Genomic DNA, 13,838 nt, shown 5'->3' with positions numbered 1-13,838 from the left:
AAATGCAACCACCATTCATCTGTCATACATGCAAAAAAAGAATTGTGCGAAAGAAAGATCTTATTATTGCCACATCGTACTTCCGCTTTTATTTATTTCACAGTGATTGCTTTAAACGACAGCAAGTGTTCATCTCACGATTTATCCCTGTAAATACGCTTTTTAATTTCTTTCTTATTATATACGGACTTATTTTTGGCAGCATGCTTATGATTACAGAACCATCTATTATTTGGGTGATTTTCTTATTTCCCATTTTATATCGGTTTCTTTCCTATTATTATATTGAACGTTTTTTCTCTACATAACGTGCAGACTGTCCTCTAGGAATACTTAGACATTCCCACTCATTTTCTTTTAACATCTTCCCAATGTAAATAATCTGTCCAATATGCAAAGCATAATGAGAAATTTGTCTTTCAATTGCTTGCATGACAGTATGTGCTTCACCGCGAATATATACCGTCTGTAATAAATCTTCTGGCGTTAGCACATGCATCGTTTTCAAAACATATTCCCATCCTTCATTCCATGCTGCGAGAACCTCTTCCTTAGAATGATAACCATCTTCAAATTCGGCGTCTCGGTTACGATCTATTTTTTCACCATCAGCTGTTAAAAAATCCGTCCATCTAGAACGCATATTACCTTGCAGATGCTTTATAATAACTGCTATACTATTTGTTGCTTCATGAGAAGACCATTCAATCTGTTCATATGATAATTGAGAAAGCACCCGTTCCCCTTGTTTCTTTGTTGCTTCAAAATTCGAAATGGCACATTGTAAATATTCTCGTCCAATATCCATGTTCCCCCGCCTTTACACTAACTAATTTTCGTTCCATTTGGTAATTCCATATTGGGCTGAAGTAATACGACATCACCGGCTTCAGGTACTCCCCCTAAAACAAGCACTTCTGATTTAAATCCAGCTACACATTTTGGCGGAAAATTTACAACAGCAACGATTTGCTGACCGATTAAATCTTCTGGGGTATATCTCTTCGTAATTTGAGCACTTGACTGCTTAATTCCAGGCTCTCCAAAATCAATTTCTAGTTTAATCGCTGGAACTCTTGCTTCTTTAAATTCCTCTGCATGTGTTACAGTTCCAATTCGTAATTCCAAAGCTAAAAAATCTTCAAAATTAGCCATTTTATCATTCCTCCCATTTATTACTTAGACAAAACAATAAAATCCCCTTTAAAAAAAGAAAGGCGCCTAAGCACCTTTCTTTTGTAGTTCACTTGATTCATTTGATTTATAGAAGAAGAAACCAAGAATCCCGCCAATACATGATGGGATTAACCATCCTATTCCTTCATTATATAATGGTAACATTTGTAGTACGTTAGAAATCGCGTCAATTTTAATGTTCGCACTTTCTAAACCGTTAAAGAAACTAATTAACAATGCGCCTAAAATGGCTCCAATATAAATGGTATTACGCTTCCCAATCCATTTATGGAAGTAAGAAAGTACGATTAATACGATTGCAACTGGATAAATGATCATTAACACTGGTAAAGTAACTGTGATTAATTGTGTTAAACCTAGGTTAGATACAATTAAACTAAACACACATACCATCGTTACAATCGCTTTATGCGAAAGTTTAGGGAATAAGTTTGTAAAGAAGCCAGCACAAGCTGATGTTAATCCAACAGAAGTTGTTAAACAAGCAAGTATAATAACGAGCCCTAATAAAATTTTACCACTTGTTCCATATAACTCATTTACAACATTCGTTAAAATAAGTCCACCATTCTCTGATACACCAAGTGATGTACTTGTTGAACCAAGATAAGCAAGTGATAAATAAATTAACGTTAAACCAAGTACTGCAATAATACCTGATACTACTGTTATTTTTGCAACTTGACTACTTTCTTTTATTCCTTTAGAACGGATAACTTGTACAACGACAATTCCAAATACAAGCGCACTAATTGCATCCATCGTTAAATATCCTTGTATAAATCCACCAAAGAAAGCATTTTCTTTGTATGCTGCTAGTGGCGCAGCTGGTTCTCCAATTGGATCAATAATTGCCTTTCCAACAATAACAGCAACAATCAATACTAACAATGGTGTAAGAAATTTTCCGAACCAATCCACTAATTTAGATGGATTTAATGATAAATACCAAGTTATTCCGAAGAAAACTATCGTGAAAAGAAATAGCATGTACCATTCGGAAACCAATGCCTCTGATAAAAATGGCTTCATACCCATTTCAAATGAAACGGCTCCAGTACGCGGAATCGCGAAAAATGGTCCAATTGCTAAATAACTAATCAATGGGAAAATAAACGCGAATATTGGGTGAACTCTAGAAGATAGCGCTTTCAAGTCCCCCTCTACAAACGCGACAGCTGTTACAGCTAATAGGGGTAATCCGACTCCCGTCACAAGGAATCCAATTGTAGCAATCCAAACATTCTCTCCAGCTTGTTGCCCTAAAACTGGTGGGAAAATTAAATTTCCTGCTCCTAAAAATAGTGCAAATAACATTAAACCGATTGCTACCGTATCACCTGGCCTTAAACGTCCCTTCATACTTTTCATTTGCATAGCACTTTTTCATTGTTTATCTCTATTTTCACAATATGCTATGCATCCTCCTCTCTGCTCAAGCTGATAAAATATGCCCCTTACAAAGCAGTGTCTTTCTCCATAATTTCTCCATTCCCCTTATTTTTACTCTAATTATTAATTTTTGATTTTTTTGAATATTTAACTCATTAGAGTGGTATTGCGTGGAGTATAGTTGTCAGACCTCTTTGTTTTTATCACACATATAGTAACATATTTAGTTGAAAAATAAAAACATATTTTCAAATTGATCTTTTTGAAAATCAAAATTATCTACATTTTTTATTCTTTTACACAAATATTGTTACAATCTCGACTTTTATCCTATCATTATTTTTAAATAACTTTATTCAAGTAACATAACAAAAACCATCCAACATAATTAGATGGCTTTTGCATGTTACTCTATCGTTTCAACTTCGCGTGGATTTTTCATCTCTTCCACATACACAACTCTAAATCCGTGATCTTCTAAATCTTTCAGTAACGTCTCTAATTCACCGTCGTTAAACTCTTCTCCTAATGTAAACATAATTCTCCGAACTAATAAGGCGTCATTATCAAAAGTCATTAAACTTTGGATACCTGTATATTTCTTTAATACTGTCGATAATTTTTGAATGGCCCCATTATAATCTTGTGTCCCAATCATGACAGAATATTTACTAGAATGAACGCCCCAAGCATCTTCTAATAACTCGAAAACCTTTTTATGCGTTAAAATTCCAAGAAAGACTCCATTTTCATCAACTACTGATAAATAAGGTAATTTTTTTATTGTAAAAAACACTTTAAAGAACGAAGAATCTTCTCTAACATAACCTTCTTTATCATTTAATAATTGTACTACACTCTCTTCCAGCGAACCTTTATATTCTAAAATATCTACTTTGTATACATTCCCTAAATATTTCTCTTTTTTTTCATCTAAAACCGGTACACAACGATACCCAGTTTTATTTAAATGCTCCAGTGCTTCCCCTATCGTAATTGAACTTGAGCAAAATAAAACTTCCCTTTTCGGCACATAATTCCCTTTAATCCTCATAAACAGCCTCCTTATGTTAAAATACTTTCTGTGCCATAACTATATTATATTTTCAGAAAAAAATAAATAATTTATTTTACTTTTCTGAAAATTATTCATTTTCTTGTCATAATTTATTCACGTTTCATTCACTTATATCCCCTACAATACTAAATTTCTTTAAGAAAAATATATTGTAACTTACGCCGAAAAAAGCTAAAATAAGAATAAGAATTTTCTGAATACTCTAATAGTAGGTGGTTACATGTCTTTATTGCGCTCACATATATGTAAATTTATCGTTGGTGTTCTCATTATATTTATCATTAGTCCTATTCCTGCATTATTCATTACACATAAATACTCATACATAACTGGCTTTATAAGCATTTTTCATAACTTCGCACAACTTTCTTCTATGACAATTCCAAAGATTGATTGGATGCACGAATCTATCTTTTTCTCAGCAAATCAAATGGTTCATACTTCTAATCATTCAACACCGTTATTCCCTTACATATGGGAAATATATTTTTTATCGATTGTTCGTTTTACCTTTACTCTTGCGATTGGATTCTTTATCAGCTTAGGGATCGGCCATTTATTTTTTAAAGCACCTCAATCGGTTAAGAAGTTCACTTATTTATTAAAATGGATACCGTACTCTTTTTGTACTGTATTATTACAATGTTCGGTCTTATTACTACTCCTATACATCGCAAAATTGATAAAGCTTTCTTACTACTCATCTTTTATCATCGTTTGTAGTACTTCCATGATTATCGTTATGCAAGCAATAAAAAAGTGGGTTCCTTTCTTAAGTAACACCAATGAATATGAAATAAAACAATCTTCTTTCCTTGTAGATACATTGTTTTTAGCGCTTACTTCGAATCATAAATCTATTCTAGGTTCCATTATTCTTTCATTCGTTATTATGGAATGCGTTTTTCATGCAAGCGGACTATTGCAATTTGTCGTTCAATTCGGTGGAAATGCACCTGTTATTGTTACAATTAGCTTATTACTTTTGTATATCCCGTATTGCATACTCTCTTTCCTTCAAACACTATGGACGACAAATCACGTTAAACAACAATCATACGCTTTAACGAGAAGTATTCCAAAACCTTAATTTGAAATAACCCTCTATAATCTGAAAGTAGGGGGTTATTCCTTTTGTATAGCGGACAAAATAACAGCAAATTCAAAAACTATTGCAGAAACATGCCAATATTTACCCTTTTTCTTTGACTATTCTTTTCGTTTGGATTTATTATAAAAGCATAACATAATCGCAGGAGGTGACATCTTTATTCCAAACTACGGAATAGAGAACACACTTGGACATATTAAATATTTTTCTCATCTTTGTGCTCATCCTTATTTCCGGCTTTTTCGTTGCATCAGAATTCGCTGTTGTAAAAGTACGAAAAAGTCGCATTGACCAACTTGCAAATGAAGGCAATAAACAAGCTTTAGCTGCAAGAAGTGTCCTATCTAATTTAGATGTTTATTTATCAGCTTGTCAGCTCGGGATTACGATTACTTCTTTAGGGCTTGGTTGGCTTGGTGAACCGACTGTGGAACATTTACTACGACCGCTCTTTGAAAAGATTAATATTACTGGAACAATGGCGAATACTTTATCCTTTATTATTGCTTTTAGTGTTATTACATTTTTCCATGTTGTATTAGGTGAATTAGTTCCAAAGTCTTTCGCCATTCAAAAAGCTGAAGCAATCACACTTAAGTTTGCACGACCACTTATTTTATTTGATAAAATTATGTATCCATTCATTTGGCTACTTAATAGTACGGCAATCTTTTTCACAAAACTACTCGGTTTAGAGCCTGCGAAAGAAAATGAACTTGCCCATTCTGAAGAGGAACTACGACTCATTTTAGGTGAAAGTTTCAAAAGCGGCGAAATAAACCAAACCGAATATAAATATGTAAATAATATTTTTGAATTTGACGACCGGGTCGCGAAAGAAATTATGGTCCCTCGTACAGAAATGATTTGCTTATCTACTGAAAATACGTTAGAAGAGAATATGGATATCGTCGCAACTGAAAAGTATACACGCTATCCTATCATCGAAAAAGATAAAGATGATATTATCGGTATGATCAATACGAAAGAAGTATTTCACGATCAAACGAAAGGCATTCATAAACCACTTGAATCTTACATACATCCAGTACTAACTGTATTTGAAACTGTTCCAATTCGCAAAACATTAGTACATCTACAAAAGAATCGCGTTCAGATGGCAATCATTATGGATGAATATGGTGGTACTGCTGGACTTTTAACAATGGAAGATATTCTTGAAGAAATCATTGGAGAAATTCAAGATGAGTTTGATGCGGATGAATCACCTATGATTGAAAAACGTACGCCGAAGCTTACTGTTTTAGATGGGAAGGTGCTCATTTCTGAAGTAAATGATATGTTTGGCCTACATATTGATGATAGCGATTTAGATACAATTGGAGGCTGGCTCCTCTCTCAAGCAGTTGATTTAAATATTGAAGCTGGTTATTCCATTGAATTTGCCGGTTTTCAATTTAAAGCACTAGAACTTGATGGACATCAAGTGAAAAAAATTGCGGTACATAAATTAGACACGAAGAAGGAGTTATAAAGTGACAGTATTATTAACAATCTGTATCATTGCCTGTTTCATTGTTTCATTTCTCGCCTTTATTTATCCTATCATTCCAGGCATCCTTGCTGTTTGGGCTGGATATTTCATTTACCATTTTGGTATAAATGGCGGAGAACTAACAACTTCCTTTTGGATTATTCAAGTCATTTTCACACTATTTATTTTCGTGGCTGATTTTATTGCAAATGGATATTTCTTAAAGAAATACGGAAGTTCTAAATGGGGAGAACGTGTCGGTATGATTTCTATCATTGTCGGATCTTTCTTCTTCCCACCATTCGGTTTAATTATCATACCGTTCTTATCGGTATTTATTACGGAACTCATGCATAAAAAAGCGCCAAAAGACGCCTTTCTAGTAGGAGTTGCTACTGTAGTTGGTTTTTTAAGCAGCACAGTAGCGAAAGCTATTCTCCAAATCATTATGATTCTTATATTTGTATGTTATATCATCTTTTAACCATCCCAATTTCGGGATGGTTTTTTTAATATGAAATACCTACTCGACTATTCTCATATTTGTTTTCACTACACAGATTCCACGTAAATTGCGCTGTATCACCAACTGTTATTTTCGCTCCCCCTTCTGGTAATACATCTTTTTCAGTTCGATACACTCCTGTCACATCACCGTCTATTAAATGCGTCGGACAAACGACCGTCCAACATAAATTACTACTACTAAGTATCTTATATGCAGCTAAATGATCTTCTGCTGCTGTTGTCATTTTCCTTTTTGATTCAGCTGATTGAAAACGATATAAATTTAGATTTGTTCTTGCTTGTAAAATACCTGCTGTTCCTATTGTAATAATTTTATGTACCCCTTCTTCTTCCATTTGCTTTATAATTTGTGGCATACTCTTCGCTAACGTTCCATTTCGATCCGTACCAAGTGCACTTATTACTATATCGCTTCCTTCTATCGCTTTCTTTATATCATTTTCATTTAGTACATTACCTTCTATTACTCGTAACCTTTCATGTTGTATTTCTATTCTATTTAAATCACGTGCTAATGCAGTTACTTCAGCTGCATCCTTTAATGCTAATTTTATTATATTTGAACCTACTCGACCTGTTGCTCCTAATATACATACTTTCATTTGTTTTCCCCCTATTTCATTCTCCCTCTATTTTTCAATAATCTCAATCAATTTACAACAAAAAAGCTTCCTCATATATAAGAGGAAGCTCTATTATTATTTTACCCCGCTTTAACGGGCAGTAAGACCCCACCTCAAAATTCAGTAAAAACAAAGAAGTTAGATGGGGATCAACTGCCCGTAAAATCCCGATTGGTTCAACTAATAATCAGTGGGGATGCCCCACTGATTAAAGTTTCACTTTATTTCTTTTCTTTAGAATCTGTAGACTTCTCAGTTCCACTTGTTTCTTTATCCTTTTTGTCCTCTTGTTGTGTTGTTGTATCGTCTTCTTTCTTCTTGTCCTCACCTTTACTACAACCTACCATTAATAAAGAACTTGCAAGTGCCATAGCAGTTAATGATTTAACCCATTTGTTCATTTGCGTTTCCTCCTTTAGATAGAATATGTACAACCCCCATATTACTCTCTATTTTTAAAGGAAAGATTGAAAAATAGTAAATAAACGGTAAATATTTGTAAATTTTCTAATAATAGATATGTACACCTAGTCTTTTTTCTCCATGAAAAGTAAAAAACTAAGGCGCCTATCTTTCCGCCTTAGTTTCTTATGCAAACTTCTCATTTTCATATACATGTTTAATCTTATACTCTTTCTTCACAACATATTGCCATACACTATAGGCATAACGATTCATTTTTAGGAAGCAATTTTCTAAGAACGAGCGGAATTCTGGATTCGCAACTTCAACTGCCACTTGAGCGAACTTTAGTGCTAACCGTTTTAAATGCGAAATATAACAAGTTGCAATATGGATATCCCCTGTATATTTACTATCAGTTTCCTTTTCCATTTCATGAAAATAAGATGAAATTGGTTCACAAGTTATATGCTGTACATTCTCTCCTTCTTGAAAATTCACTTGTTCATTATACGCTTGCAACATATATGGTAAATGATGCTGTAATAGCTCTTTTAATTCTTCGTCTCTTACCTCTCCTGTATACTCCCCAACCTTATAAATAAGCATATAACTATACCTCATTAATTCTTTCATACAATCCATGAAAATACCTCCCTTCTCTTTTGTCTATATGTTATAAATATGATGCTATAACATTTGCTATTCTTGCTAAAAACCAATCCCACTTACTAATTTTCTCAAAGTCTTCTTCTGAAAATCTTTTTGATTTATGAAAGTCTTCTTTTAATCGGTTCCATACGTCAGCAACAACTGTTGTATCATATATGATACAGTTAGATTCACAATTTAAATAAAAACTTCTATTATCAAAATTCGCTGTACCTATATCAACAATTTCTCCATCAATGATTGTTACTTTCCCGTGAAAAAAACCATTCCGATATTGATAGATCTCCGCTCCAGCATGGTTCATCTCTCTCAAATACGGATAGGCAGCTTGTTTTAACAATACTGCGTCGCTTTTAAATGGTACGAGAATTTTCACATTGACACCTCGGTTTAATGCACCTTTTAACTCTTTCATCATTTCTTTACTTGATACAAAATATGGCGTAGCAATAATTAAAGACTTTTTAGCCTGCTTTAAAAGCGCTCCATATTTTTCCCATAACCCTTTTCCATCTGAAAATAAATATTGATATTTTACATGCCCAATTGCAGGTAGACTTTTATGTATAGGCATTTTTTCTCCCGTATCTTCTTTCCAGTCAGCAGCAAACTTTCTTTCCATATCCGTGGCACCATTCCCCTTAACTCGTACATGATAATCACGCCACGGGCCAAATTTCGGATCTTGTCCAAGGTACTCCTTTCCAATGTTAAAGCCGCCGATATATGATACTTTTCCGTCAATCGTAACAATGCGTCTATGGTTTCGTTGATGCAACGAATAGAATAAATGTTTCAATTTAGGTTTTTTACTAAACGTAAACTGGACACCTTTGCTTTTTAGTTGACGAATTATCTTTTTCTTCAGCTTATATCCACCTATTCGATCAACTGACAATTTTACTTCTACTCCACTCGATGCCTTTTTCTCGAGTAACTGCAAAAACTCTTTGCTTATTTCATCTTTACCTACAATATAAAAATGGATATATATGTACTTTTCTGCATTACGTATATCCTCAAATAATTTCGTATATAACTCTTCACCGTTCGTATATAGTTGAAATTCACCTAATCGAACTTGCCCTAATTCATATTCACTAGCCATTTTTTTCCCCATTTCCACATCGATGTTCATCCAAATGAATATACCTATTAAACAAAGGATTACAACGAAAAAGTGTTTCATGGATATTTTCCTTCCTCCACTTACCGTTATTTCTATATCTTCCCTTTTTTAATACAATATCATTCAAGAAAATATGTCATTACATGATATATGTCCATATCAAACGATAGCTCATTTGCATATTGTATGTTGTATCTTAAAATAAAAGGAGGAAATAACAATGGGCTTTGCACATGGTAATGGATTCGCGCTATTAGTCGTATTATTTATCCTCTTAATCATCGTCGGTGCTGCTTGCTTCTGCTAAGTAGTTATCGTCATATGATATGTGGATGAAAAAACTATAAAAGCGGACACCTATTTTTAGGTGTCCGCTTTTCATATGAAAAACATTTCCGTTTGTTATTGTACCTTTAACGACTACATATTCAACTCAAAAAGTTAATAATGTAGCTACTTTCTTACTCTCCGCCTTACGTATATGGCGTTGTTCTGCGCGTAACACTGCAATGCGATGTAATTCTTTCTCTTCTTCTGTTTCAGGGATAACTCGCGGCACAGGAACCGGATTATTTTCCTTACTAAGCGCAACAAAAGTAACAAATGACGTTGCTGCTATACGTTTCTCACCCGAAATTAAATCTTCTGCTACTACCTTCACAAATACTTCCATAGAAGTTCTACCCGTCCAAATTACAAAAGATTCATAACTAACACAATCTGAAGAGCGAACAGGATGTAAGAAATCTACCCAATCCATAGATGCTGTGACACATTCTTTTCTTGCATGCCTCGTTGCTGAAATAGAAGCAACCATATCCATCTCGGCTAATATCTTCCCACCAAATAGCGTATTATGATCGTTTAAATCTGTTGGAAATACTCGGCTCGTTTTAAACACTCTAGACTCATTAGCTGTTTTCCCTTTTACTTCAGTCATTGTTATCACCTCTTTGATTATTTAACCCGCTATTTGCAGACATTAAGACTCCCACCACAAAATTCGGCTGGAGCAAAGAAGTTCGGTAAGAGTTCCATTTCCCATTAACACTAGAACGGTATGAGCTTACTATCACTACACGTTTAATATTAACAACATTCAGAACTCTTAGTCCACAAAAAAGAACCGATGTTATCAATCGGCTCCTCTAAATACATATTGTTCTTTTGGCGGTTCAACCTTATTCCATTTCGTTACTTCTAATACAGGGATATTCGCATGGAATGGCTGATAAAATTCCGTTGATATTTCTCCTTCAACTTGAATCCAATCATCATTTTTCCATTCTACACCTTCTGGTTTTTTCACTAACATACCATATACACCAGAATCCGCTACACAATGTATAATCCCGAAACGGAATAAGAAATATTGTTCTTTTTGAGAAGAGTCATCTTTGAAAACAAACCCTTTAAAAGATAATTTTTTCCCAGTAAACTCACCAGGATAATTATAAATTGTTTCCATCCCTTTTAGAAAATCTTCATCTTTTAAAGTAATACTATCTTTCGTAACAAACTCTTTTTTCCCCTTTTCCATTACACCACGGTATCCTTCTTTCCCGTAATAAATGCTCGTATCAGGTCTTAGAAATTGCCTTGTCATAAATGGATCTGTACTTTCTGCTTGTGCAACAGGAAAATGAAATCCTTTCGCCTTAACGATATCTGAATCTAACGTTGCAATCGGGAAAAACAGCCCTGAGACAATCGGAAAACAAAACAATGAGTACGAAAATGCTTTTTTCCACCTTGTATTCTCATCTTTTGAATGATCATGCCCGCAATGGCTATGATCACAACTACAATCTTGTTTTTCTTGTTCTTTCTGATGTTCTTTTTGGAATACGATAATAATTTGAACGACCGTTAAAAACCCTAAAATAATAGCCGCTGTTGTTGATAAATAAGCATACTTCATATTGATATACTTCGTAATATTACCGGAAATATGAAGCTGCGCGATTAAGATTGTAAAACCTAATAATATATATGCTCGAAACATAACCTACCACCCCATCGCATAAATGAGTAGTGAGCTTGCATAAACAACAAGTGTAACTGTAACTGTAACGACAATTACAAATTTCGTTTTAAATGTCGCAAGCATCATAAACATATTTTTAATATCCACCATCGGTCCATATACGAGGAACGCGACAAGTGACGCTGTTGAAAATGTACTTTGGAATGACGAAGCAATAAACGCATCCGCTTCTGAACAAAGTGATAAAATGTAAGCTAGTCCCATCATAACAGCTGGTGAAGAGAACGGTCCTTGTCCTATAGCAAGAAGTGTTGAAGTTTGTACGAACGTTTGAACTGCCGCTGCAATTAACGCACCTAATACTAAGTATTTTCCCATCGAGAAAAATTCCTCAACAGCATGTGTACAAACATCCCACATTTTCTTACGTAATGGAGGCTTATGATTCACTTCTGGAAAGTGATCATCTCGTAATTGATGTTCTTTAAACATAAATGATAATATAATTCCAACGATAATTGCTACGATAATCGCTACGATAGAACGATACCATACCATGTGCATACTACTTCCAAAGGCAACGTATGTTGCAAATAATACGACCGGATTAATAATTGGCCCAGTTAACATAAATGCAATCCCGGCATATGGTGGAACCCCTTTTCCGATTAACCGTCTTACAATCGGAACGATTCCACATTCACAACCTGGAAACATCATACCTAAAAAAGTAGCCATTAAAACAGACAGAAAACGGTTTTTCGGCATCCATTTTGCTACCATATCCTCTGTCACAAACATTTGAATGAATCCTGAAATAAATACACCAATGAGCACAAAAGGAAGTGCTTCGATCAATATGGAAATAAAGATTGTATTCATTTGCAGGAATGCTTTCGGTAATTGAAACAATTCCATGATGTATTTCCTCCAACTTTTCATTAACAATATGTAATTTTAACTCCATTTTATGAATTGGACAAGGCTTATACGGAATTCACTTCCTTCATATACATTACATTTTATAAGTTATATTCTATTCAAAACTTTCGATTTCATAGCAAAAAAGCTGCTCTAGCGCAGTTATATAACTATGCTAGAGCAGCTTTCTTCTCGTTAAAAGTAACGTTTCTTCCAAAAAACAAACGCTAATGTGAAAGATAGTGTTACACATATTATGAGTACAATTACAAAACCATGTGCTTCCCCTTCAAACGGAACCTTTACGTTCATTCCAAAGAAACTAGAAACCATCGTTGGTAACGATAAAATGATTGTAATAGACGTTAACAGTTTCATAACACTATTTAAATTATTTGATATAACGGAGCTAAAAGTATTCATCATTCCACTTAAAATGTGACTATATATTTCCGCCATTTCAATAGCCTGTTTATTTTCAATTAATACATCTTCTAATAAATCTTGATCGTCTTCATACATTTTTAAAAATGTACTGTTACGCATTAATTTTTGAATTACAATTTTATTCGCCTTTAATGATGTTGTAAAGTAAACTAAACTTTTTTCAAGGCCTAGCAATGTGAAAATCTCTTTATTTTTCATCGACTTATTTAATTGATGCTCTAAATCGATTGTTTTTCTGTTAATTTGCTTTAAGTATCTTAAATAATAAGTAGAAATCGTATATAAGAGCTGAAGTGCAAAGCGTGTCTTTTTAAACGTATAAAATTCTTTAATACGTTGGTTAATAAAGCGTTCGAAAATTGGGTTTTCTTCTAAACAAATTGTCACAAAGCAATCTGGCATTACAATCATACCTATTGGAATCGTGTCATAAATCGAATTTCCTTCTTCATCATGTCTAACTGTTGGAATATCCACGATTATTAAGGTATTATTGTCTTCCTTTTCAATACGAGAGCGTTCTTCATCATCTAAAGGGTCTTTAATGAAATCTAAGTCTACATTTAAAGTTTGTACTAGATATTGAATTTCTTCTTCCGTTGGATGAAGTACATTAATCCAGCAACCCTTTTGCATTTCCTCAACCTCTTGTAGTTTTCCGTTTCGGTCTGTTAAATAAATATTTAACATACTATCACCCCGATTCTTTTTACATGTAGGAATCTACCTCTCTTACATAACAGTTTTTGAACCGCCATTCTCAGCATATGAAACATACGTTTAAATTTCAATAGAAAAATTATTTTGAAAACGTTTTTATAAGAAAAATATTCTAAACAAAGAAAAAGACAGAGTG

17 protein-coding genes are annotated in these 13,838 nt (G+C 33.9%); 5 read left to right on the top strand and 12 right to left on the bottom strand.

Annotation, left to right across the window (positions count from 1 at the left end; translation table 11 throughout):
* Window positions 1–2: 2 nt before the first annotated feature.
* On the top strand, window positions 3–308 hold the full coding sequence (locus tag ACSG5Z_RS02675; protein ID WP_137013402.1) for a permease: 306 nt from the start codon (window positions 3–5) through the stop codon (window positions 306–308).
* Here ACSG5Z_RS02675 and ACSG5Z_RS02670 read toward each other — a convergent pair.
* From ACSG5Z_RS02670 to cbpA, 4 genes are all read right to left on the bottom strand, one after another.
* Window positions 281–808 (bottom strand): DUF1572 domain-containing protein, encoded by a 528-nt coding sequence (locus ACSG5Z_RS02670; RefSeq protein WP_137013400.1) that lies wholly within the window; start codon window positions 806–808, stop codon window positions 281–283. The genes ACSG5Z_RS02675 and ACSG5Z_RS02670 overlap by 28 nt on opposite strands.
* Window positions 809–825: 17 nt before the next feature.
* Entirely contained in the window at window positions 826–1,155 is a 330-nt protein-coding gene (gene csaA / locus ACSG5Z_RS02665) for a chaperone CsaA (protein WP_262748170.1), read from the bottom strand.
* Between the two features lie 66 nt (window positions 1,156–1,221).
* Window positions 1,222–2,559, bottom strand: coding sequence for a branched-chain amino acid transport system II carrier protein BrnQ4 (brnQ4, locus tag ACSG5Z_RS02660; protein ID WP_395940407.1), 1,338 nt, complete (start codon window positions 2,557–2,559; stop codon window positions 1,222–1,224).
* A gap of 436 nt (window positions 2,560–2,995) precedes the next feature.
* Window positions 2,996–3,643, bottom strand: coding sequence for a cyclic di-AMP binding protein CbpA (gene cbpA / locus ACSG5Z_RS02655; protein ID WP_001220512.1), 648 nt, complete (start codon window positions 3,641–3,643; stop codon window positions 2,996–2,998).
* A 244-nt stretch (window positions 3,644–3,887) separates the two neighbouring features.
* Between cbpA and ACSG5Z_RS02650 the strand changes: the two genes are divergently transcribed.
* The 3 genes from ACSG5Z_RS02650 (at window position 3,888) to ACSG5Z_RS02640 (ending at window position 6,757) form a co-directional block, all read left to right on the top strand.
* A complete protein-coding gene (locus ACSG5Z_RS02650; protein WP_435710609.1) occupies window positions 3,888–4,757 on the top strand; it encodes a hypothetical protein in 870 nt (289 codons plus the stop codon).
* A gap of 208 nt (window positions 4,758–4,965) precedes the next feature.
* A complete protein-coding gene (locus tag ACSG5Z_RS02645) occupies window positions 4,966–6,273 on the top strand; it encodes a hemolysin family protein (protein ID WP_000353742.1) in 1,308 nt (435 codons plus the stop codon).
* A 1-nt stretch (window position 6,274) separates the two neighbouring features.
* Window positions 6,275–6,757 carry a DUF456 domain-containing protein gene (locus ACSG5Z_RS02640; protein WP_046959211.1) on the top strand — a complete coding sequence of 161 codons (483 nt, stop codon included), beginning with the start codon at window positions 6,275–6,277 and terminating at the stop codon, window positions 6,755–6,757.
* Between the two features lie 25 nt (window positions 6,758–6,782).
* On the opposite strand, the gene ACSG5Z_RS02635 is transcribed toward ACSG5Z_RS02640, so the two are convergent.
* The 4 genes from ACSG5Z_RS02635 to cls all read right to left on the bottom strand — a co-directional run bounded on the left by ACSG5Z_RS02635 (window position 6,783) and on the right by cls (window position 9,687).
* Entirely contained in the window at window positions 6,783–7,403 is a 621-nt protein-coding gene (locus ACSG5Z_RS02635; protein ID WP_000861616.1) for an NAD(P)-dependent oxidoreductase, read from the bottom strand.
* Window positions 7,404–7,645: 242 nt separating this feature from the next.
* The gene (locus ACSG5Z_RS02630; protein WP_001045960.1) at window positions 7,646–7,825 is read right to left on the bottom strand and encodes a hypothetical protein; all 180 of its coding nucleotides are present in this window, start codon (window positions 7,823–7,825) and stop codon (window positions 7,646–7,648) included.
* Between the two features lie 187 nt (window positions 7,826–8,012).
* The gene (locus ACSG5Z_RS02625; protein ID WP_087982761.1) at window positions 8,013–8,471 is read right to left on the bottom strand and encodes a spore coat protein; all 459 of its coding nucleotides are present in this window, start codon (window positions 8,469–8,471) and stop codon (window positions 8,013–8,015) included.
* 31 nt (window positions 8,472–8,502) lie between these two features.
* Window positions 8,503–9,687: a cardiolipin synthase gene (gene cls, locus ACSG5Z_RS02620; protein WP_435710608.1), complete on the bottom strand. Its 1,185-nt coding sequence runs from the start codon at window positions 9,685–9,687 to the stop codon at window positions 8,503–8,505.
* A 160-nt stretch (window positions 9,688–9,847) separates the two neighbouring features.
* Here cls and ACSG5Z_RS02615 point away from each other — a divergent pair, with 160 nt between their 5' ends.
* Window positions 9,848–9,934 carry a YjcZ family sporulation protein gene (locus ACSG5Z_RS02615; RefSeq protein WP_000505094.1) on the top strand — a complete coding sequence of 29 codons (87 nt, stop codon included), beginning with the start codon at window positions 9,848–9,850 and terminating at the stop codon, window positions 9,932–9,934.
* A gap of 126 nt (window positions 9,935–10,060) precedes the next feature.
* On the opposite strand, the gene ACSG5Z_RS02610 is transcribed toward ACSG5Z_RS02615, so the two are convergent.
* The 4 genes from ACSG5Z_RS02610 to ACSG5Z_RS02595 all read right to left on the bottom strand — a co-directional run bounded on the left by ACSG5Z_RS02610 (window position 10,061) and on the right by ACSG5Z_RS02595 (window position 13,672).
* Entirely contained in the window at window positions 10,061–10,567 is a 507-nt protein-coding gene (locus ACSG5Z_RS02610) for an acyl-CoA thioesterase (RefSeq protein ID WP_000141167.1), read from the bottom strand.
* Between the two features lie 195 nt (window positions 10,568–10,762).
* Window positions 10,763–11,632 (bottom strand): TIGR03943 family putative permease subunit, encoded by an 870-nt coding sequence (locus ACSG5Z_RS02605; RefSeq protein WP_075310992.1) that lies wholly within the window; start codon window positions 11,630–11,632, stop codon window positions 10,763–10,765.
* Window positions 11,633–11,635: 3 nt separating this feature from the next.
* Window positions 11,636–12,532: a permease gene (locus tag ACSG5Z_RS02600; RefSeq protein ID WP_435710607.1), complete on the bottom strand. Its 897-nt coding sequence runs from the start codon at window positions 12,530–12,532 to the stop codon at window positions 11,636–11,638.
* A 198-nt stretch (window positions 12,533–12,730) separates the two neighbouring features.
* A complete protein-coding gene (locus ACSG5Z_RS02595; RefSeq protein ID WP_000932392.1) occupies window positions 12,731–13,672 on the bottom strand; it encodes a magnesium transporter CorA family protein in 942 nt (313 codons plus the stop codon).
* Window positions 13,673–13,838 lie beyond the last annotated feature (166 nt).

It is taken from the genome of Bacillus pretiosus (assembly GCF_051294775.1).
GTDB classification, from domain to species: Bacteria; Bacillota; Bacilli; order Bacillales; family Bacillaceae_G; genus Bacillus_A; species Bacillus_A wiedmannii.
Note: the sequence above shows the minus strand (reverse complement) of the source record. Positions and strands in the feature narration are given on the sequence as shown.

Bases quoted from the DNA above. Each gene is read 5' to 3' on its own strand.
- ACSG5Z_RS02600 (WP_435710607.1), bottom strand. From the start codon at position 12,532: ATGGAATTGTTTCAATTACCGAAAGCATTCCTGCAAATGAATACAATC.
- ACSG5Z_RS02615 (WP_000505094.1), top strand. From the start codon at position 9,848: ATGGGCTTTGCACATGGTAATGGATTCGCGCTATTAGTCGTATTATTT.
- cbpA (WP_001220512.1), bottom strand. From the start codon at position 3,643: ATGAGGATTAAAGGGAATTATGTGCCGAAAAGGGAAGTTTTATTTTGC.
- csaA (WP_262748170.1), bottom strand. From the start codon at position 1,155: ATGGCTAATTTTGAAGATTTTTTAGCTTTGGAATTACGAATTGGAACT.
- ACSG5Z_RS02605 (WP_075310992.1), bottom strand. From the start codon at position 11,632: ATGTTTCGAGCATATATATTATTAGGTTTTACAATCTTAATCGCGCAG.
- ACSG5Z_RS02610 (WP_000141167.1), bottom strand. From the start codon at position 10,567: ATGACTGAAGTAAAAGGGAAAACAGCTAATGAGTCTAGAGTGTTTAAA.
- ACSG5Z_RS02650 (WP_435710609.1), top strand. From the start codon at position 3,888: ATGTCTTTATTGCGCTCACATATATGTAAATTTATCGTTGGTGTTCTC.
- brnQ4 (WP_395940407.1), bottom strand. From the start codon at position 2,559: ATGAAGGGACGTTTAAGGCCAGGTGATACGGTAGCAATCGGTTTAATG.
- ACSG5Z_RS02675 (WP_137013402.1), top strand. From the start codon at position 3: ATGCAACCACCATTCATCTGTCATACATGCAAAAAAAGAATTGTGCGA.
- ACSG5Z_RS02630 (WP_001045960.1), bottom strand. From the start codon at position 7,825: ATGAACAAATGGGTTAAATCATTAACTGCTATGGCACTTGCAAGTTCT.
- ACSG5Z_RS02595 (WP_000932392.1), bottom strand. From the start codon at position 13,672: ATGTTAAATATTTATTTAACAGACCGAAACGGAAAACTACAAGAGGTT.
- cls (WP_435710608.1), bottom strand. From the start codon at position 9,687: ATGAAACACTTTTTCGTTGTAATCCTTTGTTTAATAGGTATATTCATT.
- ACSG5Z_RS02635 (WP_000861616.1), bottom strand. From the start codon at position 7,403: ATGAAAGTATGTATATTAGGAGCAACAGGTCGAGTAGGTTCAAATATA.
- ACSG5Z_RS02670 (WP_137013400.1), bottom strand. From the start codon at position 808: ATGGATATTGGACGAGAATATTTACAATGTGCCATTTCGAATTTTGAA.
- ACSG5Z_RS02625 (WP_087982761.1), bottom strand. From the start codon at position 8,471: ATGGATTGTATGAAAGAATTAATGAGGTATAGTTATATGCTTATTTAT.